We start from the raw sequence: 23,220 nt of genomic DNA, 5'->3' as shown, positions 1-23,220 counted from the left end.
CGCCGCGGATCGACAAGGCTACTTGCGCGAAGCCGTGTAGTTCCGGAACAGCAGGTAGGTGTCCAGGATGTCGGACGAGGCGCTTTCCACCGAGCGGTAGATCCCCCACTTGGGCCGCACGTAGTCACCCTGGTCGGGAATGTTGACGCCGGTCATGCTGCCCTGCGCCGCGACCGGCGCGCCGGAGCCCGTCCCGTTGCGGATGACGCACGACGCCTTGCCCTTGGACCCCGGCGTGAACGTCCACTCGATGGTGATCCACTTGTTCCGCAGCGGCGACAGGTCGGTGGCCGCGATGCTCGGCGAACCCGAGTTGGCGTACGCGCGGGCGTTGAGCACCTCCTTGCTGCCGCTGCGGGTCAGGTCGAGCGTCACCCACGGGCCGCCGTTGGTGGAGGGCGTCTTCGTCTGGAAGATGTGGGTGAACTTGCTGGTGCCGTGCAGGGTGCCCGGGATGTACATCTCGTAGGAGAGTGTCCAGGTCTCGCCGTCGTGCATCTTGAGCGTCGTCCCGCTCTGGACCATGCCTTTGGACTCGGTGCGCTGGCGGTCGCCGCCGCCGGTGGTGTCGCGGTCGTCCTTCCAGATGGAGAAGCGGTAGTGGTCGCCTTCGACGACGACGTACTTGCGGTCCGGGTGGTGGTTGCCGCGGTCGGCTTCGATGCCTTCGAAGGCCTTGAGCCCGTCGGTGGCGGGGTTGGGGTGCCACAGCGGGGCGGCTTGTGCGACGGGACTGAACAGGATGGGGATCGCGAGGGCGAGGGTGATCACGCGAGAGAATTGGCGCATCATCGGTGTGTCCTTCCTGACGAGTGTTCGGCAGGGGTGCACATCGGTCGGCGGACGGACCCGGGGAACCGGGCTGGACATCCGATGTCTGGCGCCACGAGGTTAGCGCTTTCCGTAGCACTCGGCCAAGGCGCCGAATGCCGCCTTCGGTTCCCACGGCACGCCGTCGTACGTCTCCCCCGTTCCCTCCTCCAGCACCTTCACCACTCCCCAGCTCGCCATGTCCAGATCCGCCAGGGGATCGGCCCGGTGCACCAGCCCGTAGCAGGCGAACGTGCACGCGAAGGCCGCGTCGACGCCCTCGGTCTCGAACACCTCCAGAAGCTCGCGGAAGTACCGCGCCTGCTCCTCTTCGTCCCGCACGTACGCGCCGTTCAGCCGGACCGGTTCGCCGCCTTCGTACTCGACGATCTCGCCGCAGCGGGCGCCGAGGTCGGCCGCGCCGCGGTAGGGCGTCACGCCGAACTCCGTGATCGCCACCGGTTTGCCCGCGGCGACCAGCGTGCGGACGCCCTCGCGGTACACGTGCTCGACCTCCTTCGACCGGTGCGCGTCCACCGAAACGATGTCGAACGGCGTCCAGTCCACCCGTTCCAGCGGCACCGACGCGTACGTGACGCGGCCGCCGAACCGCGCCCGGACCGCCGCGACCGCGCGGGCCAGGAACTCGTTGACCCGCGCCGGAAGTCCGGCGATCAGCTCCCGCGACGCCATCAGCCCCGCCACGCGGGCGGGGACGTCGGCACCGGGCAGGAAGCCGTGGTTGAACAGGCTCAGCTCGGCGCCGGTGACGAACACGACCTCGGCGCCCGCCGCGCGGAGGCGTTCGGCTCGCGACGCGCCGTCGGCGAGCAGCGCGAGGATCTCCTCCGGGTGCCGGTCCCAGGGGAACGGCGAAAACCACACCTCCAGCCCGAGCGCGGCCGCCTCGCGTGCGGCGTGCTCGATGCGGTCCAGGTCGGTGCCGATCAGCCGCACCGCCGTGCAGTGCAGCTCGTCGCGGATGATCGTCAGCTCGCGGCGGACCAGGTCCGGGTCGAACGGGCGGTTGAACCGGCCGTCGCGCGCCAGGCCCGTGTCGTAGCCGATGCCCTTGGCTCTCATCAGTTCCTCCGGAATTTAGGGTACGGTCCGTACCGTACCCTAAAGCGGTACACTGCCGCACATGGCCGAGAAGACCCGCCGCCGCGGGGCGGAACTGGAAGACGCGATCCTGCGCGCCGCCGCCGACGAACTCGCCGAGACCGGCTACCCCGGCCTCACGATGGAACGCGTAGCGCAGCGGGCCGGCACCAACAAGAACGCGATCTACCGCCGCTGGCCGAACCGCGCCGCGCTCGGCGTCGCCGCCTACCGGCACGTCGCCGCGGACCGGCTGACCCCGCCCGACACCGGCAACCTGCGCGACGACGCGCTCACCCTGCTGCGCACGATCAACTGCGGCCAGTCCTCCCCCGCCGCGCGGATCCTGCGCGGCCTGCTGACCGGCGTCGGCGACGAGCCCGAACTGCGGCAGCAGCTGCACGACCAGGCCGCCGAAGGGGGACCGAAGCCGTGGCTCACCATCCTCGACCGGGCCGTCGCGCGCGGCCAAGCGCGTCCGGGAGCCCGAACCCCGCGGGTGGCCACCGTGGCGCTGGTGTTGCTGCGCAACGAATTCCTCACGCGCGGACTGACCACAGTGGACGACGACGTGCTCGTCGAGATCGTCGACGAGGTCTACTTGCCCTTGGTCGGCGCGTAGATCGTCAGCCGCAGTGCCGGGTCTTCGGCGACTTGGAAGGTCGCGTAGTCGTACTCGGCGGGTTCGGGGCTGTGCAACGTCTTGCGGCCGGGCCCGCTGCGGCCGACGTCGTGACGGTCCCACCACGTCGCGAACTCGCGGCAGCCCGCGCGCAGCCGCGCCGCCAGCCCGGTGAACGCCGGGTCGCCCGCCCACAGGTCGTGCGCCGACCGGAACTGCGCCACCGCGTGCTCGGCCTGGGCCGCCCAGCCCGCGCCGAACAGCCGCCGGCCGCGCTCGTCGAGCAGCAGGAAGACCAGGACGTTCCGGTCCGCCTCCGGCAACGCGGCGAAGTCGGCGAACAGCCCGGCCGCCGCGTGGTTCCAGGCCAGCACGTCCCAGCGGCGGCCCGTCACGTAGGCGGGCTCGCGCAAGCCTTCGACGAGCCGGCGGGTGGCCTCCGGCACCTGCTCGCGCGCGAACGGGGTCCGGGCCGGGTTCCGGGCGAGGGCACGCAGGTGGGCGCGTTCGGCGTCGTCCAGCCGCAGGGCACCGGCGAGGGCTTCGACCGTCGCGGCCGACGGGCTGACCGTGCGGCCCTGCTCGAGCCGGATGTACCAGTCGACGCCGATGCCGGCGAGTTCGGCGACCTCTTCGCGACGCAGCCCCGGCGTCCGGCGCCGGCGGCGGTCCGGCAACCCGAGCGCCGCCGGGCTCAGCCGCTCGCGCCGGGACCGCAGGAACTCCCCCAGCCCCGCTCGCGCCGCGTCCGGCATGACGACCTCCGTGGCATTGGGCAGTCCCAGGACAATACCAGGTCTGGCTACCCACGCCGGATCGCCGGACGATCGAGGCATGAAAGCCGCTGTCCTCGAAGAATTCGGAAAACCCCTGTCGGTGTGCGACGTCCCGGCACCGGTGCTCGGCACGGGCGAAGTGCTGGTGGACGTCGTCGCGGCGGGCGTGCTGCCCTACGCGGCGGAGGTGTTCCGCGGCGAGCGGAACTACCAGCTGACGCTGCCGGTCGTGCCCGGCGCCGGCGCGGTCGGCCGGGTGCGCGCGACCGGGCCGGACGCGACCCGGCTGAAGCCCGGCGACTGGGTGCTGTGCGACCCCACCATCCGCTCCCGCGACGACGCGCTGACCCCGGACATCACGCTCCAAGGGCTGAGCGCACGCGGCGAAGGCGGCTTGTTCCTGCAGCGGCACTTCGGCCACGGGGCGTACGCCGAGCAGCTGCTCGTGCCGACCGAGAACGCGATCCCGCTCGGCCCGGTCGACCCCGCCGACGCCGGCCGGTGGATCGCGCTCACCGTCTGCCTCGTGCCCTACGGCGGCTTCCTCGCGGCGGATCTGCGGCCCGGCGAGACCGTCCTGGTCAGCGGCGCCACCGGCAACTTCGGGAGCGCGGCCGTCGCCGTCGCGCTCGCGATGGGCGCGGCGTGCGTGGTCGCGCCGGGCCGCAACGAGGCCGCCCTCGCCGATCTGGACCGGCGCTTCGGCGAGCGCGTCCGGACGGTCCGGCTCACCGGCGACGACGACACGGCCCGGCTGCGCAAGGCGGCGCCCGGCCCGATCGACGTCGTCCTCGACCTGCTGCCGCCGTCGGCGGGCACCGACGCCGTGCGCGCGGCGGCGATGACCGTGCGCGAGTCCGGCCGGGTGGTGCTGATGGGCGGGGTCGGCATGCTCGGCGGCGGCGACCTCGCCCTGCCCTACCCGTGGCTCATGCGCAACAACATCACAGTGCGCGGCCAGTGGCTGGCCCCGCGGACGGCGACCGCGAGCCTGATCGCGCTCGCCCGCGCCGGGCTGCTCGACCTGGGCCGGTTCGCCGTCACCGAGTTCGAGCTCGATGACATCGCCGCCGCCCTCGACCACGCGGCCGGCACCGCAGCGCGGTTCGCCCTCACGGTGGTCCGTCCGTGAGTAGCTTCGAAGGATGACCCGACTCGCCCGCCACGACGAGATCGCCGCCGCGCTGGCCGGCGCACCCGACGACGTCCTCGCCGACGCGCGCCCGCTCGGCACCGGGATCGGCGGGTCGACCTGGCTGCTGACCGTGGCGGGCGAGCCCGTCTTCGTGAAGCGGGTCGCGCTCACCGACGTCGAGTTGAGGCACGAAGGCTCGACGGCCGACCTCTACGGCCTGCCGCCGTGGTCGCACTACGGCGTCGGTTCGGCGGGCGGCGGGGCGTGGCGCGAGCTGCACGCGCACCTGGCGGCGACCGGCTGGGTCCGCACCGGCGCGTGCGGGAACTTCCCGCTCCTGCACCACTGGCGGATCCTGCCCGGCCTGCCGCGGCCTGCCGCGGACATCGAGCCGGACGTCGCGTTCTGGCACGGCGACGCGGGCGTCCGGCGCCGGCTCGAAGCCCTCGCCGGCGCCACCACCGACCTCGTGCTGTTCCTCGAGTACGTGCCGCAGGACCTCGCGCACCGGCTCACCGAAGACCCCGACGACCTGGCCCTCGCCCACCGCGACCTCCGGGCGATCACCGACTTCCTGGCCGGCCGGGGTGTCCAGCACTTCGACGCGCACTTCGCCAACATCGTGACCGACGGGGACCGGCTCTACCTCACCGACTTCGGGCTCGCGGTGTTCCCGGAGTTCACGCTCTCGGCGGCCGAGGCGGAGTTCCTCGCCGACCACTCCGCGCACGACCGGGCCTACGTGCTGACCCGCCTGCACAACTGGGCCGTCCGGCACGACCTCGGCGACGCCGGCGTCGGTCACTACGCCGGACTCGCCGAGGTCGTCAACGCCTTCTACTTCGCGCTCCACACCGAAAGCCGCAAGACGCCCTACCCCCGCGACGAAATCGCTCAGCAGTTGGAGCGCGCCGGCTTGCCCGCGAACCGGTCGCCGAGGTAGTTCACGACGTCGCCGGCGGAGAACGCCAACGTCGTCACGTGCTCGCCGAGGTACGTGCCCCACGTGACGTCCACCCCGGCCGCGCAGTACTCGCGCCGCAGCGTCTGCGCCTGCGACAGCGGGATGATCTCGTCGAGGCTGCCGTGGAACAGGAAGACCGGCGCGTGCGGCGGCCGGGCGCCCAGCTCGTTCTCCGCCAGCCGGGCCTGCCACTTCGCCGTCGTGAGCGGGTTCGACGTCGTGTAGTCGGCGATGTGCCCGAAGGCGTAGCCGAACACCGCGTCGACGCAGGCGTCCTGCTGCGTCTCGTACAGCGTGCGGCCGCGGTCGTTGAGGTAGTCCGGCAGGTCCAGCTCCGGGTACGCCGCGTCGAGGCCCAGCGCCGACAGCAGCAGGAACCCGAACCCGATCCCGCCTTCGAGGCCCTTCGCCACGACGTTCAAGTCCGCCGGCGTGCCCCCGGCGGCGATGCCCACGACGTTCAGCTCAGGCGCGTACGACGGCGCCAGCTCACCCGCCCACGCCGCTCCCCCGCCGCCCTGGGAGTAGCCGGAGAACGCGACCGGGCCGCCCGCCGCTAGCCCCGCGGCCGGCAGCCGGGTGGCCGCGCGGACCGCGTCGATCACCGTGTGCCCCTCCGAGCGGCCGACGATGTAGGTGTGCAGGCCCGGCGTGCCGAGGCCCTCGTAGTCGGTGATCGCGACGGCCCAGCCGCGGCTCAGCATCGCGTCGATGAACAGCGGTTTCTCGTAGTCCGGCTGGAACTTCGAGGGCGCGCAGCGGTCGCCGATGCCGCGGGTGCCGCTGGCCACCGAGACGATCGGACGCGGTCCGCTGCCGGTCCACGGCTTGGCCGGCACCAGGACCCGGCCCGACACCGCGATCGGCGTGTCCGTCGCGGACCTCGACCGGTACAGGACCAGGTACCCCTTGACCGCACCGGAGTCCGGCAGCGGCCGCCACCAGACGACGTCGCCGTCGGCACCGGCGGGCAGCGGGCTCGGCGGCGTGTAGAACGCGTCGCCCGCCGGCCCTTGCGGTGGATCGGCGGCCGCCGGTCCCGCCGTGGCGAGCACCAGGACGACGGCCAGCAGGACCGTCCACAAGCGACGCATGGGAACTCCTCGTCGAGTTCAGAAGACGCGGTCGACGTCTTCGGGGATCAGGTGGTCCAGCGCACGCTCGGCGAGCGCGGCGATGGTCATCGAGGGGTTGCAGGCGGCCGTCGTGCCGGGCATCAGGGCACCGTCGAGGACGTAGAGGCCGCGGTGGCCGAGCACGCGGCCTTCGAGGTCGCAGACCGAGCCCAGCGCGGCGCCGCCTAGCGGGTGCCACGTGCTGGGCGCGAGGGCGGTCGTGTCGAGCAGCACGCCTAGCGGGCCGGCGATGCGGGAGATGCGTTCGTGGATGCGCGCGCTGAGCTTCGCGTCGGCGTTCGACGGCCAGTGCAGGACGGCGTCGTCCTTGGCTGCGTCGTAGACGAACCGGCCGCGGCCGCTGCTGATCCCGTACCCGACGAGCATCGTGGTGCGCAGGTCCGGCAGCGGCGGCAGGGACGCCTGGATGACGGTGTTGGCCGTCGCGGGGTCGGCCCACTCCTTGCTGCCGTAGACGACCGGGCCGCCCTGCGGGGCGCCGAAGTCGTCGGCGAGGTCGGTCCAGGTGTAGATGCGGTCGCCGTTGCTGCCCCAGCCCGCGCCGAGCGCGTCGGGCAGGTCGGGGATGTCGCCCTTCGCGCCCGCGCGCATCAGCAGCCGGGTCGTGTTCGCCGTGCCGGCCGCCATGACCAGCGCCTTCGCCGTGAGGACCTTCTTCTCCAGCACGGTCCCGGAGGTGTCGATGCGGTCGACGTGGATTTCCCAGCGGCCGTCCGGGGCCTGCGCGACGTCGGTGACGTTGTGGAGGGTCGCCACCGTGCAGCGGCCGGTGGCCTCGGCGGCCGCGAGGTAGGTGACGTCGACCGAGTGCTTGCCGCCGTTGTTGACCCCGAGCGCGCAGTCGCCGTTGGTGTAGGACGGTTTCATTTCGCCGTTCAGCTCGCGCAGGGCGAAGTCCCAGTCGATCGGCATCGGGATCTTCTCGACCCCGTAGCCGGCGTTGCGCGCGTTGCGGGCGAAGATCCGCGACGCCTTGTACGGCTTGCTCTCGATGAGCGCGTCGGGCGCGGTCTCGATGCCCAGCATGCGCGCGACGCGCGGGTAGTACTCGGCGTCCAGGCGGGTGTAGTCGAGCTGCTCGGGGAAGCACGCGTGGAACAGCTCGGCCGTCGGCTGCAGCGTCATGCCCTGGTAGACCAGCGAGCCACCGCCGACGCCCGCCGCGCACATCATGCTCATGCCCTGGCCGCTGACCTGCTCCAGCAGCCCGGTGTAGCGCTCGAACGGCGGCAGCGACGGCAGGCCGGGCAGCGCGGGGGCGGAGCCGAGCCAGAAGATCCTCTTGTCGGGCGCCGACGTCGGGTGCGGGAACGTCTCGGCGCCGGGCCCGGTCGGCCAGCGGCGGCCGCGTTCGAGCACGAGCACCGGCACGCCGGCCTGCGCGAGCCGCAGCGCCGTGACGCCTCCGCCGAACCCGGAGCCGATGACGACGACCCGGTGCTCTTCCCGGGTGAGCGGCACCCGGCCCGCCCCGAGCGCGGCGACGCCCGCGACGGCGGCCGCGCCCCGCAGGACGGTTCGGCGGTTCAGGCTGGGCATGGGCGGCTCCTCCGTCGACGGTGACGTTGCGTGAATCTACGAATCCGAAACGAGAGATGGAACGGATTGCCGGTCTCACTACTCGCGAGTAGGGTTTCGGGGCATGCGCGCTGTGCGACCGTCCGCGGCCGGGCCCCGGCGCGTCGACGCCCGCCGCAACCGCGAGGCGATCCTCCGCGCCGCCGACGAGGCGTTCAGCGAGGACGCCGACGTCGTCCTGGACGAGGTCGCCCGCCGCGCCGGGCTTGGCCGGGCGACGGTCTACCGGCACTTCCCCGACCGCACGGCGCTGGCCCTCGCCGTCGCGACCCACCACCTCTCGGCGCTGAAGAACCGGGCGCGCGGCCCGGAGCCGTTCCGCGAGCTGCTGCGGACGGTGCTGGCGATGCAGGCCCGGCGGCGCCCGCTCGTCCGGCTGTTCCGCGAACTGCCGGAGCGCAGCCGGCGCCACTACACGCAGGCGCTGGTTTCGTTGCTGCGCCCGGCTTTCGAGGAAGCGCAACGCGAAGGCAGCGTGCGCGCGGACCTGGAGCCGGCGGATCTGGCGCTGCTGTTCGAGATGCACGAGGCGGCGCTGGTGTCGGCGGAACCGGCCGAGCGCCTGGTGCGCGTGTTCCTCGACGGCCTCGCCGGCACGCGTGAGCCGAGTGCTGAAAACGCTTAACCCGCCTGGAGCACTGCTTGGGCCGAACGTGTGAACCCGGTGCCACACAGGGAAGATCCGCAGGTCGGACCACAAAATCGTGGTTGACCGCCCAAAAGCCTGGGTACTTCGGGGACACGGCACGGCACCTCGGATCCCAGGTCCTCCTTCGCCGGGCCGCCCCTCCGCCCGTGACCGGGTTCGCCCGCGGCACGGCACAGCCACGCACACTTCTCGTCCACCGGAGTGCACCATGACCAACGACTCAGGAGCCTGGCACGCCAAACTGCAGCGCGAACAGGAAGCCATCCAGCGAAAGCGGGCCCGGCAGGTCTCGCGAACGCCGGCCGGGACGTCCGCCACGCCCCGCTGACCCGACCGTCCACAAAGGATGCCGCGGTGCCCCGTCGAGGCGCCGCGGCATCGCTCATTCCGGCGGCGTCAGCAGCGCCCGCGCGTACTCGCGGAACGCCGCCACGAGCCGGTTGCGCTCGCTCGCGCGCGTCACGACCGCGACCCGGCTCGGCTCGACGCCCTCCAGCGGCACGGTCGTCAGGTCCGCGCGGTAGCCGGTCACGGCGGCCGGCAGGGCCGGGATGATCGCCACCGCCTGCCCGCTCGCCACGAGCTCGATCTTGTCCTCCACCGCTTCGACGAGCGGCCCGCCGGGCGCGGCGCGGCCGTCCGGGCGCGGGTCGACGCGCCAGAACGCGTCCCACTCCGCGTCGAGCGCGCGGGGCAGCGGCTCGTCGGCGATGTCGGCGAGCGTCACGGATTCCTTGCCCGCCAAGCGGTGTTCGCACGGGACCAGGAGCACGCGGGGTTCGTCGTAGAGCACGGTCACGTGCAGCTGCGCGGCCTGCAGCGGCAGGCGGACCACGGCCACGTCGACGCGGTGCTCCAGCAACGCCGCCCGCGCGCCGTCCCAGGGGAGGTGCTGGGTGCGGACCTCGGCGCCGGGGTGGTGGCGGCGCAGCTCGCGCACGGCGGGCGTGACGATCAGGTTCCCGGTGAAGCCCACGGTGATCCGGCTGGGGTGCGCGGTGGCCCGCGCGCGGGCCACCGCGTCCGCCGCCGCCCGCAGCACGTCGGCGGCGAGCGGCAGGAACGCCTCGCCCGCCTCGGTGAGCCGCGTGCCCTGGGGCGTCCGGTCCAGCAGGCGCACCCCGACCTGCCGTTCGAGCCGGACGATCTGCCGGCTCAGCGACGACTGCGTCAGGTGCAGCTCGGCGGCCGCGCGGCCGAAGTGCCGGTGCTCGGCGACGACGGCGAAGCTGCGCACCAGGCGCAGATCGAGGTCGGACATGGTCCCACCGTAGTCCGGTGACGTGCGGTGATGCCGGAATCGCAACGCGGTTCGCGAAACGCTCATTGGACCGGAGGTGCCCGGCGCCGCCACGGTGGAGGTACCCCTCCGGAAGGAACTCCATGGTCACCTTGGGCCCCGTCGGCGCCTACCTGCCGATCTCGTTCACCCGCACCCCGGCGGCCGGACAGCAGCGCGACGCCGTGCGCCGCCTCGAGCGCGCCGGCTACCGGACCGTGTGGACGAACGAGGTCGTCGGCGGCAAGGACGCCCTGGTGCAGCTGGCGGTGCTGCTCGGCGCGACCGAGCGGCTGACCTTCGGCACCGGCGTCGCGAACATCTGGGCCCGGGAGCCGCAGACGTTGCACGCCGCGGCCGCCTTCCTCGCCGACGCGTACCCGGACCGGCTGGTGCTCGGCGTGGGCATCGGCTACCCGCAGCAGGCCGAAGGCACCGGCCGGGACTTCGGCCGTCCGCTGGCGACGCTGCGCGGCTACGTCGAGCGGATGACCGCCGAGACCGCGCCGCCCGCTTCGGACGCGAAGTACCCGCTCGTCCTCGGCGCGAACGGGCCGAAGATGCTGGACCTGGCCGCCGGGATCGCGGACGGAGCCCTGCCGGTCTCCCTTCCGCCCGCGTTCACGGCCCAGGCCCGGGCCACGCTCGGCCCCGGCAAGCTCCTCGTCGTGGGGCTCACCGTGGTGCCGGAGCCCGACCCCGCCCGCGCGAAAGCCGCGGCCGTCGAGCGGGTCACGGCGACGCTGAACCTGCCGGCGTTCGCGAACGCGTTGCGCCGCCTGGGTTTCGCCCTCGACGACGTCGAAGGCATCGCCGACGCGGTCGTGGCCCACGGCGGCCCGGACGCCGTCGCGGCCAAGGTCCGCGAGCACCTCGCCGCGGGCGCCGACCACGTCCTGCTCATGCCGCCGCCGGCCGACGACTTCGGCGCCGGTATCGCGGTGCTGGACCGGCTCGCGCCCGCCCTGGCGGACCTCGGCTGACCCGGGCGGCCCCTTGACCAGCGGACACGACGGACTTTAAGGTCAGCGTGCCCCGCTTGATGTTAACGCTAACATCATCTTGGTCCCGACGCGCCCCGAAGGAACCGACAACGATGAAGTTGTTCTCCCCGCGCCGTTTCGGCGTCGTGCTGGCCGTCGCGGCCGCACTCGTCCCGCTGGGCACCGCCGGTGCCGGCGCCGCGCCCCCGTCCGGCGAAGTCCGGGACGCGGCGGCCTCCCTGTCCGTGCCCGGCATCGACGACGTCCGCGGCAACCTCACCCTGCCGACGAGCGGCGCGGACGGCACGAGCGTCGCCTGGACGTCGTCCGCGCCCGCCGTCATCACCCCGACCGGCGAGGTCACCCGGCCGCCGACCGGCGCCCGGCCCGCGAAAGTCGTCCTCACTGCGAAAGTGAGCCTCGGCCGCGAAAGCACCACGCGGCGGTTCGCCGCCACCGTCGTCCCGAAGCCGGCCCAGGAACCGTTGGCGGGCTACAGCTTCTTCTACTTCACCGGCGAGGGCACCTCCGACGGCGAGCAGATCTACTCGGCGCTCAGCAAGGGCAACGACCCGCTGAACTGGACCGAGCTGAACCACGGCAAGCCGGTGCTCAAGTCGAGCCTCGGCGAGCTGGGCGTGCGCGACCCGTTCATCCTGCGCTCCCCCGACGGCGACAAGTTCTACCTCCTCGCCACCGACCTGCGGATCTACGCCGGCCGCGGCTGGGACGCCGCCCAGCGCACCGGCAGCCGGTCGATCATGGTCTGGGAGTCCACCGACCTGGCGCACTGGTCGCGCCAGCGCAGCGTCCAGGTCTCGCCGCCGACCGCCGGCAACACCTGGGCCCCGGAAGCGTTCTGGGACGCCCAGCGCGGAACCTACGTCGTCTACTGGGCTTCCAAGCTCTACGCCGAGAGCGACCCGAACCACACCGGCGACAGCTACAACCGGATGATGTACGCGACCACGCGCGACTTCGTCACCTTCACCGCGCCGCAGGTCTGGAACGACCCGGGCTACTCGGTGATCGACTCGACCGTCATCAAGAACCAGGACACCTACTACCGCTTCACCAAGGACGAGCGCAACAACACGTCCTCGACGCCGTGCAGCAAGTTCATCACCGAGGAGAAGTCCACCGACCTGCTCGACCCGCACTACGGCTTCGTCGCCGACTGCATCGGCAAGGCGACCGCGACGAGCCCCGGCCTCTCCGCGGGCGAAGGACCCACCGGGTTCAAGTCCAACACCGAGGACAAGTGGTACCTGTTCATCGACGAGTTCGGCGGCCGGGGCTACGTCCCGTTCGAATCCACCGACCTGGACTCGGGCCGGTGGACGATGTCCGCCGGGGCGCACCTGCCCGCGTCGCCGCGCCACGGCACCGTCCTGCCGGTCACGCAGGCGGAGATGGACCGGCTGAGCGCTCCCCCGGCACCCGTGCGTGCGGACGCCGACGGCCTCGTCGCCCACTGGCCGCTGGACGCGAAGTCCGGACAGGTGGCGGCCGACACGACCGGCCACGGCTACGACGGCGCACTCGCCGGTGACGTCTCCTGGGCCGGCGGCTCGCTGACGTTCGGCGGCACCAACGGGCACGTCCAGCTGCCCAACAACCTGCTCACCGGCGCCGCCGCCGCGACGGTGTCCGCCGACGTCCTGGTCGACCCGGCCCAGCAGACGCCGTACTTCCTGTGGGGCTTCGGCAACACGGCGCCCTCCGGCGCGGGCGACGGCTACCTGTTCACCACCGGCGGCACCGCGAGCGGCGGCCTGCGCGGCGCGATCGCCACCGGGAACTGGACGACCGAGCAGCAGGTGGCGGCGAGCGGCGGGCTGCCGCGCGGGGTCTGGAAGAACCTGACGCTGACCGTCGGCGACGGCGTGGCGGTGCTCTACCTCGACGGCGTCGAGGTGGGCCGCAACGCGAACGCCACGATCAAGCCGTCCGACCTCGGCGGCGGCGTCACCGCGGCGAACTACCTCGGCCGGTCGGTGTACGCGGGCGACAAGTACTTCCGCGGCAAGATGAAGGACGTCCGGCTCTACAACCGGGCTCTGTCCGGACTCCAGGTGTCGGCGTTGCCGTCCAACAGCACGACGATCCGCTCGGTGGAGCTGGCTTCGCTGAAGACCCCGGCCGTCATCGACTCCGGCGCGTCGACGGTCGTGCTGCCGGTGCGGCCCGGGACGGACCTGCGGAAGCTGGCGCCGAAGTTCGGGCTGGCACCGGGCGCCACGATCAAGCCGGACACCCGGACCGTGGACCTGAGCCGGCCGCGGCAGTTCACCGTGACCGGCGCGGGCGGCGACCGTCGCGTGTGGACGGTCGAGGCGCACGAGACGCGCAGCCCGGTCCTGCCCGGGTACCACGCCGACCCGAACATCGTCGCGTTCGGCGACACGTACTACCTGTACCCGACGACCGACGGCTTCGACGGCTGGAGCGGCACGAAGTTCTCCGCGTGGTCGTCGAAGGACCTCGTGAACTGGACGGACGACGGGGTCGTCCTGGACCTCGGCCCGGACGTCTCCTGGGCCGACAAGAACGCCTGGGCCCCGACGATCGCGCAGCGCAACGGCAAGTACTACTTCTACTTCTGCGCCGAGGCGAAGATCGGCGTGGCGGTGAGCGACTCGCCGACCGGCCCGTTCGTCGACTCGGGCCGGCCGCTGATCGCGAGCAACCCCGACGGCGGCCAGGCGATCGACCCGGCGGTGTTCGTCGACGCGAGCGGGCAGCCGTACCTGTACTGGGGCAACGGGAACGCCTACGTCGTGCCGCTGAACGACGACATGGTGTCGTTCGACCCGGCGAGGATCACCCGGCTCACCGGCCTGGACGGCTTCCGCGAAGGCTTGTTCATGGTGCAGCGGCACGGGACGTACTACCTGAGCTGGTCGATCGACGACACCCGCAGCGAGGACTACCGCGTCGGCTACGCGACGGCGCCTTCGCCGACCGGGCCGTTCACCAACCACGGGCTGATCCTGAGCAAGGACGCGCACCTCGGCGTCCTCGGCACCGGGCACAGCTCGATGCTGCAGGTCCCGGGCACCGACGACTGGTACCTCGCCTACCACCGGTTCGGCATCCCGGGCGGCGACGGCACCCACCGCGAGACGACGATCGACAAGCTGACTTTCCGGCCCGACGGGACGATTGCCCCGGTGAAGCCGACGCTGGAGAGCGTGCGGCCGGAGCGGATCCCGCAGTGCCGGGGAAAGGTCCGCTACAACTGAGCCGGGGCCACTCGAACCGGTGAGACGGAGATCACGAGCGGCGGCGTTTACCCCGGGACCAGCGGGGTAAACGTCCGCCGTTGGTGTCTGTTCGCCGCTTCCGCCCAGGAGTCGTTTGATGACCAGCGTCCTGACCGACGGTCTCGAAAGCTCGCGCCCGGTCCCGGTGCCGCGTCGCCGTCCGGTTGCCTCCGACGCACTCACCGAACTCGGCCGCCTCGCCGCGCTGGCCGAGCTCGCCCGGCGGTCTTCGCCGTCCCTCATGCACCACGCGATCCTCGCCGGCACCGCCCCCGCCACGGTGGCGGCGGCCGCGAAGATCGACGTGGCCGAGGCGCACATCCGCTGGCACGAGTGGGCCGACGCGGCGGTGGGCCGCGACGAGTACCTCCGCGTGCACACCGCGTTCGCCGAAGCCGTCATCGCCCGCCACGAAGCGTTCGAGGAAGACCTGTGAAGACCGAAGAGACGACGCTGGCCGACCTGGCCGCGCTGGACCAGGCCGCGACCGAGCTGCTCGCCCAGATCACCGAGCAGCTGGCGACCGCCGCGTCACGGCGCTGAGACCGGCCAGCGGCGCCAGACCGCCACGTGCAGGATCACCGCCAGGCTGACCGCGTTCAACGTCGTGTGCGTCGTCCACGCGGCGACCAGCCGGTCCGGCACCCCGGCGCCGCGCGCCACCAGCGGGACGAGCCACAGCAGCGCCGCGGTCAGCACCGCCACCAGCACCAGGACCGTGCCGCGGCCCGGCACCGGCGTCAGCCGGATCCCCGGCCACGCCTCGAACAGCATCGCCACGACGAGCACCGACGCGATGATCGCGCCCGCGACCGGTGCGGTCCACTCCCGGGGTAGCGCGAGGTAGCCCGCCCACGCGCAGGCGACGACCGCGGCGTGCGCCGTCGCCAGCCGCGCCGCGCGCCGCCGGATCCGGGCGAACGGCCAGCCGCGCAACGCCACGTACCAGACCATCTGCCCGGCGCCCAGGACCGCGAACCACGCGCCGTAGTCCTCGCCCGGCACCAGGCCGGTCCCGACCAGGCTCTGGTACAGCGCCCACCCGGCGACCCAGCACGCGGCCAAGGCGGCGACGCCCGGCCAGCGCATGCCCCGGCCGCGCAGGGGCCATCCCTCCCCGACCAGCGTCACCTGCAGCACCAGCGTGAAGATGCCCGCCGCCAGCGGCACGGACGCCGTCCCGGTGACGGCCCGGGCGAGCAGCGTCAGCGCCGCTCCCCCGGCCACCACCAGCGCCGTGTCGGAGAGGCCGGGCCAGCCGCCGCGCAGGAGGCTGCCCGGCCAGTCCTCCCACCAGAACGCGATCACCGCGACGATCGGCAGCGCGAACGTGACCGGCGGGCCGAGCACTTCCAGCGAACGCGCCGGGCCGCCGGCGCCCGCCGCCAGCAGCGCGGCCACCGGCAGGACGAACGCCAGGCCGAGCAGCCCCCGCCGGGGTTGCGCCCGGCGCGCGTCCGCCAGCGCTTCGGGGCTCAGCGCGTCCGGACGGCAGACCGCCGGGCGATCGTCGGTCCGCTGCCTAGAGGACGTCATCGAGGCGGATCGGCAGCCGGTGGTGCCGCCGTCCGGTGGCGTGGTGCACGGCGTTGGCCACCGCGGCCGCGACGCCGACCATCGCGACCTCGCCGAGCCCCTTCACGCCGACCGGGTTGAACCGCAGGTCGGGCTCGTCCACGAAGGCGACGTCGATGCGGTGGACGTCGGCGTTCACCATGATCGGGTACTCCTCGAGCGTCGAGTTGAGGAAGCCGCCGAACCGGTCGTCGGCCAGGCTCTCCTCGCGCAGCGCCCCGCCGATGCCCCACACCACGCCACCGCGCACCTGGCTCGCCGCGGTGACCGGGCTCGCCACCCGGCCGCAGTCGACGACGCTGACCACGCGCGGCACGCGGATCCGGCACGTCGTCGGCTCGACCCGGACCTCGACGAAGTGGGCGATCCAGCTGAACGTGCTGAACTCCGGGTAGACCGGGCCGGCGATGGCCAGGTGCCCGGACTTCGACTGGTCGACCATCTCCGGGCCCTGCCCCGGCCCGACCGTCGCCGCTTCGACCTCGATCGGATGGCCGGCACGCTCGACGGCCGCGGCCACGTCGACCTCGCCGGTGGCCGCGGCGTCGAGGTGCTTGCGCAGCTCCCGCAGGCCGGCGTGGACGGCGGGCAACGCGGTCGCCGTGCCCCACGAGCCCGCCGTGAGGTGCTGCGGCGCGAAACGGGTGTCGCCGACGCGGACTTCGACGTCGCCCACCGGGATACCGAGGTCCCCGGACACCAGCAGCGCGATCGCCGAACGGATGCCCTGGCCCATCTCGTGACCGTCGACACCGACCGTCACGCAGCCGTTGGCGTGCGCGGTGAGGTGCGCGACGGCGGGTGCGACGTTGCCCGGGTAGTTGCCCGCGGCGACGCCCCAGCCGACGAGCGAACCGTCGTCCGCGCGCATCGAGCCGGGCTCCGGGTTCCGGTCCGCCCAGCCGAACTCCTCGGCGCCGCGGCGGAGGCACTCGGCGAGGAACCGGGTGGAGAACGGCCGTCCGGTCACCGGGTCGGTCGTCGTGTCGTTGGCCAGCCGCAGCGCGACCGGGTCCTGGCCGGTGGCGTAGGCCAGCTCGTCGATCGCCGACTCGAACGCGAACATCGCCGAGCTTTCGAACGGCGCCCGCATGTAGCCCGGCGTCTGCACGTCGGTCTGCACGAGCCGGTGCCGGCCGCGGAAGGCCGGGAAACCGTAGAGCCGCGAGGTGACCTCGGTGTGCATGGCCGGGAACAGGTCGTGGCGGGACGTCTGCTGGTCGACCTCGTGGACGGCGGCGAGGATCTTGCCGGACTCGTCCGCGCCGAGGCGCACGCGGTGCCGGGTCGCGGGCCGGAAGCTGCCGTTGTGGAAGGTCTGGGTGCGGGCGAGCACGAGCTTGACCGGCCGCCCGAGCCGCCGCGCGACCAGTGCGAGCGGGCCGAGGTGCGGCTGCAGCGAGTTCTTCTGGCCGAAGCCGCCGCCGACGTACGGCGAGCGCACTTCGATGTGCGCGGGGTCGAGGCCGAGCTGCTGGGCGAGCCCGGCCCGCACCGCGGCGGCGTTCTGGGTGCCCTCGTGCACGACGAGCATGTCGCCGCGCCATTCGACGACGGCGCCGTTCAGCTCCATCGGCACCGCGTGCTGCGCGGCGTGCTCGTACGTGCTTTCGATCCGGACCGGGCTCGCGTCGACCGCCGCGTCCGCGTCGCCGACCTTGATGTCGGCCAGGAACGGCAGCGGGATCGCCTCTTCCTGGACCAGCGTGGTCGCGCCTTCGGCGTCGAGGTGGACGGCGAAGGGCTCGGGCTCGTACTCGGCGGTGACGAGCTCGGCGGCCTCGGTCGCGGCGAGCAGGGTTTCGGCGACGACGAGGGCGATCGGCTGGCCACGGTAGGCGATGTGGTCGTCCACCAGCGGCTGCAGGCTTTGGAAGGAGAACCCGCCGCCCATGATGAACCCGGGTCCGCCCAGCTCTTCGGGGTCGAAGCGGGTCACGACGAGCAGGACGCCCGGCACCGCTCCGGCCGCCGTGGTGTCCACATGGGACACGCGGCCGCGACCGGTTTTCGCGAGGGCCAGCGTGGCGTGGGCGACGCCGTCCGGGACGCGGTCGGTGCCGTAGGCGGCCTGGCCGGTGACCTTCTCGTAGGCGTCCACGCGGCGCGTGTCGGTCATCGGGTGGCTCTCTCCCCGGCCATGCGCACGGCGTCGGCGACCGTGCGGATGCCCAATTCGACTCGGAATCCGTTGTGGGTGCCGGGCCGCGCGCCGGCGAAGGCGATCTCCCCGGCGTGCCGGGCGCCTTCGGCGGTCAGGGGCGCGCCGCGCAGGGCGCGTTCGGCGTCTTCGGCCCGCCACGGCCGCGTGGCGACGCCGCCGAGCGCGATCCGGCAGTCCCCGATCACGCCGTCGTCGACGGTCAGCGCGACCGCGGCGGAGGCGAGCGCGAAGGCGTAGGACTCGCGGTCGCGGATCTTCAGGTAGGTGGAGCCGCGGCCGGCGGGCGTCGCCGGGACGCGGATCCGCAGGATCAGCTCGTCGGCGTCGAGGGTGTGCTCGCGCGCCGGGTCGTCGCCCGGTTCGACGTGCAGGTCCTCGAGGGGAACCGTGCGCTCGCCGCGGGGGCCGACGACGTCGACGACCGCGTCGAACGCGAGCAGCGCGACGGCCCAGTCGCCGGGGTAGGTGGCGATGCACGCGTCGCTGGTGCCGAGCAGCGCGTGGGTGCGGTCGTGGCCTTCGCGCGCCGCGCAGCCGCTGCCGGGTTGGCGCTTGTTGCAGGGGAACTCCGGGCCGCCGCGGAAGTAGCCGCAGCGGGTGCGCTGCAGCAGGTTCCCGCCGACGGTCGCCATGTTGCGCAGCTGCTGGGACGCGGCCCGCCAGAGCGACTCGGACAGGGCGGGGTAGGCGTCGCGGACGGCCGGGTGGTCGGCGACGTCGGCCATCCGGGCGCCGGCGCCGAAGGAAAGTTCGTCGTCGCCGACGTCGATGGCGGTCAGCTCGGGCAGCCGGTGGACGTCGACGACGGCGGGCGGGGTCTCGATGCCGAGCTTCATGAGGTCGTAGAGCGTCGTGCCGCCGGCGAGGACCTTCGTGCCGGGGACGGCGTCGCGGAGGGCGTCGACGGCGTCGGCGAGGCTACTGGGCGCGACGTAGGCGAAGGGGCGCATCAGGCTTCCTTCTGTTGCTGCTTCGGTGTTCCGTCGGCCGTCTGCCGGACGGCGGCGACGATGCCGACGTAGGCACCGCAGCGGCAGAGGTTGCCGCTGAGGTATTCGCGGATCTGGTCGTCGTCGGCCGTGTGGCCTTCGGCGATGCAGGCGAGCCCGGACATGATCTGGCCGGGGGTGCAGTAGCCGCACTGCAGTGCGTCGTTGTCGACGAAGGCCTGCTGCAGCGGGTGCAGCGCCCCGCCGGGCCCGGCGACGCCCTCGATGGTGGTGACGGTCTGCCCGGCGGCCTGCACGGCCGGGGTGAGGCAGGAGACCACGCGGCGGCCGTCGAGGTGCACGGTGCAGGCACCGCAGTGGCCCTGGTCGCAGCCCTTCTTGGTGCCGGTCAGGCCGAGCCGTTCGCGCAGCACGTCGAGCAGCGATTCGCGGGGATCCAGCTCGAGCCGGACGGCCTCGCCGTTGACGATGATTTCCGGAGTGGACACGCCGGCGACGCTAACCCGCATCCGCCGCCCGGCGCTTTCCCGTGGTTGCGGTGCGAGCGGCCGTTTATTGCTGGTACCGCACGGCGGCCCGGTAGGCGGAGGGCGACTGTCCGATTTGGGCCCGAAAGGCCGAAGCGAACCGTGAGGGCGTCGCGAACCCGCACGCCTGCGCGATTTCGGTGACGGAGAGCTCGCCGCGTTCGAGGTGCCGGCAGGCCCGTTCGACCCGGAGCCGGGTGAGGTACCGGTACGGCGTCTGCCCGGTGGCGGTCTTGAAGACCCGCAGGAAGTGAAACGGGCTCAGCTCCGCGGCGGCGGCCATGTCCGCCAACGAGAGTGGCAGGTGGTGGTTGTCCCGGATGAACCGGACGGCCCGCCGCGTCCGCAGCTCATCCCGCCCGAACTCCCGCGGAGCCGGCGCATCGGCATGCCTGGTGAGCAGGTGAACGGCAAGGAAGGTGGCGGCGGACTCGGCGTACAGCTCATCGGCCCCGGCGAGAGCGGCGGCCTTGAGGGCCCCGATGACGGAAGCCAGCACGGGATCCTCGACGGAGAGGGCATCGGGCCGCCCGAGCCGGGTCGCGTCCCGCCCCCAGAGATCGAGGGCGGTGCGGTCGACGAGGGCCCCAGGGAGGTGCACATGCGTGGTTTCGGTCCGTTCGGTACCGCACCAGCGGATCCGGGTCGGGTGCCCGGGAGCGGTGAGCCCGATCGACCCCGGCCCGTAGTCCGCCCGCCGCCAGGTGGAGCCGTGCCGCGATTCGATGGCGGTGAAGCCTTGGTTGACGAGCACGAGGATTTGGTCATCGATGGGCGGGAGGTCCAGTTCGGCGGTTTCGGCGTTGTCCAGAATCCGAACGAGCACCCCGGACCACCCGTTGTCCCGGCGGCTGCACAACCGCACACGGGCAGCGGTTCCCGGATCGAAGGTCAAGGCTTCGGACACGCGGCTCCAAGGGTTCGGTACCGACGTGTCGACACTACAGGCGGATGGGTGGGGGTTTGAGGGTGAGATTTTCAGCGAGTTGGCGGGTGTGTGGCGTGGTTTGAGCGGGGTGCGGGCTCGGGAGTTGAGGATGGCGTTGTCGGCTGGTGTGGTGGCGGCCTGTTGGTGAATCCGAGGATGGGCGGGCGATGCCCGGGGCGGTGGGCCGACTGCTGCGGTGGCGGCGGGGCTGGCGACCCGGAAACGGGCGAATGATGCCCAGGCGGTGTGGGCGGCGCGCCTGCTGGCGCGGTGGCGACCCGTCTGGAGGCCCGGGAGACCGATGCTCAGGCGAAGCGGGCGGCTGGTGCGGTGACGCCCCGGCTGGTGCGCTGAGAACGGGCGAGCGAAACCCAGACGGTGTGGGCAGCGTTGACGGAGGGGGCGCGGCCCGGCTGGAGCGGGAGTCGCCGGGGTACGTGGGATCGGTGCTGGTGGGCGTGTTGAAGCCGGAGCAGTTGGCCGCGCTGGGTGAGGCTAACCCGTCGCGCGCAGTGTTGACCTGTTGCGGGGTTTGGCGGCTGAGGTGAGTTCGCCGGCGGGCGTGATTCGGCGGAGTGCCTGCGGGCGGGTCCGTGCAGGGCATGCCAGCGGGCGTGGTTCGGCTGGGGCGTTTGCGGAGTGGGTTCCAGCGGTGGTTCTGCGGGGGTGTTTGCAGGGCGGGTGCTGGCCGGGCGGGCACTTGCGGGGCCGGTACCGGGGAGCGTGATTCGGCCGGGCGGGCTGTTGCCGAGCGGGGCCAGCGAGCGCGGCTCAGCCGGGCGGCCACCTGCCGAGCGGGGCCAGCGGCCGTGGCTCGGCCGGGCGGGCTGTCGCCACGCGGGGCCAGCGAGCGCGGCTCGGCCGGGCGACCACCTGCCGGGCGGCGCCAGCGAGCGTGGCTCGACCGGGCGGCTGCTTGTGGGGCCAATGCCAGCGGGTGTGGTTCGGCCGGGCGGGTACTTGTGGGGCCAATGCCAGCGGATGTGGTTCGGCCGGGCGGCCACCTGCCGAGCCGGGCCAGCGAGCGTGGCTCGACCGGGCGGGTGCTTATGGGGCCAATGCCAGCCGGTGTGATTCGGCCGGGCGGGCTGTTGCCGAGCGGGGCCAGCGAGCGTGGCTCGGCCGGGCAAGTGCTTGTGGGGTCAATGCCAGCGGGTGTGGTTCGGCCGGGCGGCCACCTGCCGAGCAGGGCCAGCGAGCGTGGCTCGGCCGGGCGGGCACTTGTGGGGTCAATGGTGCTTCGGCCGGGCGGGGCCAGCGGGTGTGGTTTGGCGGGACGGGTGTTTGCGAGTAGGCGTGGAGGGCGCGAGTGTTTGCGGGAGGGCGGATCGGGCTTCCCTTTGCCACGCACGATCAGTTGTTGGGGTAAGCCGCAGGGCGAGGTGGGTTAGGCGACCGGGACGTGGGTGTAGGCCCGGAGCCTTCTGGCTGCGGGCCTTTCCCATCTTCGGTTGTCTCACGCTGCGAATGGCAGTGGTTGGTGCAAGTTGTTGCGCCTGGGTTTTCGTTCCCTGTCCAGGAACGCTGGCGGCAGGAACTCCGGCAGGCCGTCGGCGGCGATGCGGACTTCCCAGCCTGAGCGGTGTAGCAGTCGGTGGTGGTGGGCGCACATCAGGACCAGGTTGCGCAGGTCTGTCGGGCCGCCCTCGGCCCAGTGGCGGATGTGGTGGCCCTGGCAGTGGCGGGGTGGGCGGTGGCAGCCCGGGAATGCGCAGCCTCGGTCGCGCAGGTACAACGCTCGGCGCAAGCCTGCCGAGATCAGGCGGCGGAGGCGGCCCAAGTTGAGTGGTTCGCTTTTCTCGCCCAGTACCGCCGGGATGATCATGCTGTCGCACGCGTGGACCCGCGCCTCGGCCGCCGACATCGTGCCCGTGTCGCCCAATGTCGCCTCGCCGAGGCCGGACTTCAGGTCCTTCAAGTGCACTGCGACCATCACGTGGGCTCGTTCGCCTGCCTGCATCGGCAGGGTTGGGGAGTTGAGGGCTAGGTCGATCGCGTCGGAGAAGGCGTCGCCGTAGCGTTCCTGCGGGGAGCGGTGGTCGCCGGTCTCGTTGGTGCCTGTGCGGCGTTCGGCCAGGGAGTCCAGCAGGGCGCTGGCTCGGATGCCGGTCTCGTCGTCGAACCGGCCGTGGAGTTCCCAGATACCGGTTCTTTTGCGCCGTAGGGAGAGTTCTCGGCTGGGGACCGGCGGTTCGGTGGTGTCGGGTTCGGGGCCGTCGGGGTCCAGGTGCGCCACGATCCGCGCACCGAGGGCAGCGACCTGCTTGTAACCCGCATTCTCGGCCAAGGCCAGCAGGTGCTGCTCGGCATCGTCACGGTGCTCAAGGGGAACCTCGGTCAACGCTCCGACGATGGTGTCGATCATCGGGTTGCTCAAGCGGCCCGAAGAAGCGGCAGCCGCCGTCGAGGGAGCCACGGCGGGCGGGCTGTCGAGATGGTGGCCCGGGTGCAAGGACTGGGCTCGTTTGACCACCGTCTCTGCCGCGGACTTCGGGATGTCGGCCAGGTGCTCCAAAAGGCGAGCAGTAGAGCGGTAGCCGAACAGCTCCATCACCCCACGCGACTCGATTTCGACCAGCAGCGCACCAATCTCCGCCTCAGCCGACCGCACAACAGTGAGCAGCGCGGTGATACGATCGGCCAAGGCCATCGCATCCGTCTTCCGCGCCGTTTCCGTTGCCATAAAACAAGGTTAGCCGAACCCGAACACACGATCATCACTCGTTCGGGTAGACCACGAGAACTCCGGCAGGGGCACCCGTAGCGTGGGGAATCGG

At 72.6% G+C, this 23,220-nt stretch carries 19 protein-coding genes; 7 read left to right on the top strand and 12 right to left on the bottom strand.

Annotated elements, in window-relative coordinates; genetic code table 11:
* Positions 1-18: 18 nt before the first annotated feature.
* Positions 19-789: a hypothetical protein gene (locus ACIQWX_RS47345; protein WP_400886050.1), complete on the bottom strand. Its 771-nt coding sequence runs from the start codon at positions 787-789 to the stop codon at positions 19-21.
* A 102-nt stretch (positions 790-891) separates the two neighbouring features.
* Positions 892-1,893: a hypothetical protein gene (locus ACIQWX_RS47340; RefSeq protein ID WP_400886048.1), complete on the bottom strand. Its 1,002-nt coding sequence runs from the start codon at positions 1,891-1,893 to the stop codon at positions 892-894.
* Between the two features lie 61 nt (positions 1,894-1,954).
* Between ACIQWX_RS47340 and ACIQWX_RS47335 the strand changes: the two genes are divergently transcribed.
* Positions 1,955-2,533: a TetR/AcrR family transcriptional regulator gene (locus tag ACIQWX_RS47335; RefSeq protein WP_400886046.1), complete on the top strand. Its 579-nt coding sequence runs from the start codon at positions 1,955-1,957 to the stop codon at positions 2,531-2,533.
* On the opposite strand, the gene ACIQWX_RS47330 is transcribed toward ACIQWX_RS47335, so the two are convergent.
* Entirely contained in the window at positions 2,509-3,288 is a 780-nt protein-coding gene (locus ACIQWX_RS47330) for a helix-turn-helix transcriptional regulator (RefSeq protein WP_400886044.1), read from the bottom strand. The genes ACIQWX_RS47335 and ACIQWX_RS47330 overlap by 25 nt on opposite strands.
* A gap of 79 nt (positions 3,289-3,367) precedes the next feature.
* Here ACIQWX_RS47330 and ACIQWX_RS47325 point away from each other — a divergent pair, with 79 nt between their 5' ends.
* Together ACIQWX_RS47325 and ACIQWX_RS47320 are read left to right on the top strand one after the other, a co-directional pair.
* Positions 3,368-4,441 (top strand): alcohol dehydrogenase catalytic domain-containing protein, encoded by a 1,074-nt coding sequence (locus ACIQWX_RS47325; protein WP_400886041.1) that lies wholly within the window; start codon positions 3,368-3,370, stop codon positions 4,439-4,441.
* Between the two features lie 13 nt (positions 4,442-4,454).
* A complete protein-coding gene (locus ACIQWX_RS47320; RefSeq protein WP_400886040.1) occupies positions 4,455-5,387 on the top strand; it encodes a hypothetical protein in 933 nt (310 codons plus the stop codon).
* On the opposite strand, the gene ACIQWX_RS47315 is transcribed toward ACIQWX_RS47320, so the two are convergent.
* Together ACIQWX_RS47315 and ACIQWX_RS47310 are read right to left on the bottom strand one after the other, a co-directional pair.
* Positions 5,339-6,502: a lipase family protein gene (locus ACIQWX_RS47315; RefSeq protein WP_400886037.1), complete on the bottom strand. Its 1,164-nt coding sequence runs from the start codon at positions 6,500-6,502 to the stop codon at positions 5,339-5,341. The genes ACIQWX_RS47320 and ACIQWX_RS47315 overlap by 49 nt on opposite strands.
* 18 nt (positions 6,503-6,520) lie before the next feature.
* Positions 6,521-8,083 (bottom strand): GMC oxidoreductase, encoded by a 1,563-nt coding sequence (locus ACIQWX_RS47310; protein WP_400886034.1) that lies wholly within the window; start codon positions 8,081-8,083, stop codon positions 6,521-6,523.
* Between the two features lie 103 nt (positions 8,084-8,186).
* Between ACIQWX_RS47310 and ACIQWX_RS47305 the strand changes: the two genes are divergently transcribed.
* Positions 8,187-8,747, top strand: coding sequence for a TetR family transcriptional regulator (locus tag ACIQWX_RS47305; protein WP_400886032.1), 561 nt, complete (start codon positions 8,187-8,189; stop codon positions 8,745-8,747).
* 406 nt (positions 8,748-9,153) lie between these two features.
* Here ACIQWX_RS47305 and ACIQWX_RS47300 read toward each other — a convergent pair whose 3' ends face one another.
* A complete protein-coding gene (locus ACIQWX_RS47300; protein WP_400886029.1) occupies positions 9,154-10,032 on the bottom strand; it encodes a LysR family transcriptional regulator in 879 nt (292 codons plus the stop codon).
* A 122-nt stretch (positions 10,033-10,154) separates the two neighbouring features.
* On the opposite strand from ACIQWX_RS47300, the gene ACIQWX_RS47295 reads away from it, so the two are divergent.
* The 3 genes from ACIQWX_RS47295 (at position 10,155) to ACIQWX_RS47285 (ending at position 14,735) form a co-directional block, all read left to right on the top strand.
* Positions 10,155-11,033 carry an LLM class flavin-dependent oxidoreductase gene (locus ACIQWX_RS47295; protein WP_400886027.1) on the top strand — a complete coding sequence of 293 codons (879 nt, stop codon included), beginning with the start codon at positions 10,155-10,157 and terminating at the stop codon, positions 11,031-11,033.
* A gap of 113 nt (positions 11,034-11,146) precedes the next feature.
* The gene (locus ACIQWX_RS47290) at positions 11,147-14,278 is read left to right on the top strand and encodes a family 43 glycosylhydrolase (protein WP_400886025.1); all 3,132 of its coding nucleotides are present in this window, start codon (positions 11,147-11,149) and stop codon (positions 14,276-14,278) included.
* Positions 14,279-14,396: 118 nt separating this feature from the next.
* Entirely contained in the window at positions 14,397-14,735 is a 339-nt protein-coding gene (locus ACIQWX_RS47285) for a hypothetical protein (protein WP_364454109.1), read from the top strand.
* Between the two features lie 95 nt (positions 14,736-14,830).
* Here ACIQWX_RS47285 and ACIQWX_RS47280 read toward each other — a convergent pair whose 3' ends face one another.
* The 6 genes from ACIQWX_RS47280 to ACIQWX_RS47255 form a co-directional block, all read right to left on the bottom strand.
* Positions 14,831-15,835, bottom strand: coding sequence for a hypothetical protein (locus ACIQWX_RS47280; RefSeq protein ID WP_400886022.1), 1,005 nt, complete (start codon positions 15,833-15,835; stop codon positions 14,831-14,833).
* A complete protein-coding gene (locus tag ACIQWX_RS47275; RefSeq protein ID WP_400886020.1) occupies positions 15,822-17,993 on the bottom strand; it encodes a xanthine dehydrogenase family protein molybdopterin-binding subunit in 2,172 nt (723 codons plus the stop codon). Before ACIQWX_RS47275 ends, ACIQWX_RS47280 begins: the two co-directional genes overlap by 14 nt.
* Complete coding sequence (locus tag ACIQWX_RS47270; protein WP_400886018.1) at positions 17,990-18,988, bottom strand: FAD binding domain-containing protein; 999 nt, start codon at positions 18,986-18,988, stop codon at positions 17,990-17,992. The genes ACIQWX_RS47275 and ACIQWX_RS47270 overlap by 4 nt, the downstream gene beginning before the upstream one ends.
* Positions 18,988-19,497, bottom strand: a complete 510-nt coding sequence (locus ACIQWX_RS47265) for a (2Fe-2S)-binding protein (RefSeq protein WP_400886015.1) — start codon at positions 19,495-19,497, stop codon at positions 18,988-18,990. The genes ACIQWX_RS47270 and ACIQWX_RS47265 overlap by 1 nt, the downstream gene beginning before the upstream one ends.
* A 43-nt stretch (positions 19,498-19,540) precedes the next feature.
* Entirely contained in the window at positions 19,541-20,341 is an 801-nt protein-coding gene (locus ACIQWX_RS47260) for a helix-turn-helix domain-containing protein (RefSeq protein ID WP_400886013.1), read from the bottom strand.
* Between the two features lie 1,558 nt (positions 20,342-21,899).
* The gene (locus tag ACIQWX_RS47255; RefSeq protein WP_400886011.1) at positions 21,900-23,126 is read right to left on the bottom strand and encodes a DUF222 domain-containing protein; all 1,227 of its coding nucleotides are present in this window, start codon (positions 23,124-23,126) and stop codon (positions 21,900-21,902) included.
* Positions 23,127-23,220 lie beyond the last annotated feature (94 nt).

Origin of the sequence: Amycolatopsis sp. NPDC098790 (assembly GCF_044759945.1) — a bacterium.
Classification (GTDB): Bacteria; Actinomycetota; Actinomycetes; order Mycobacteriales; family Pseudonocardiaceae; genus Amycolatopsis.
Note: the sequence above shows the minus strand (reverse complement) of the source record. Positions and strands in the feature narration are given on the sequence as shown.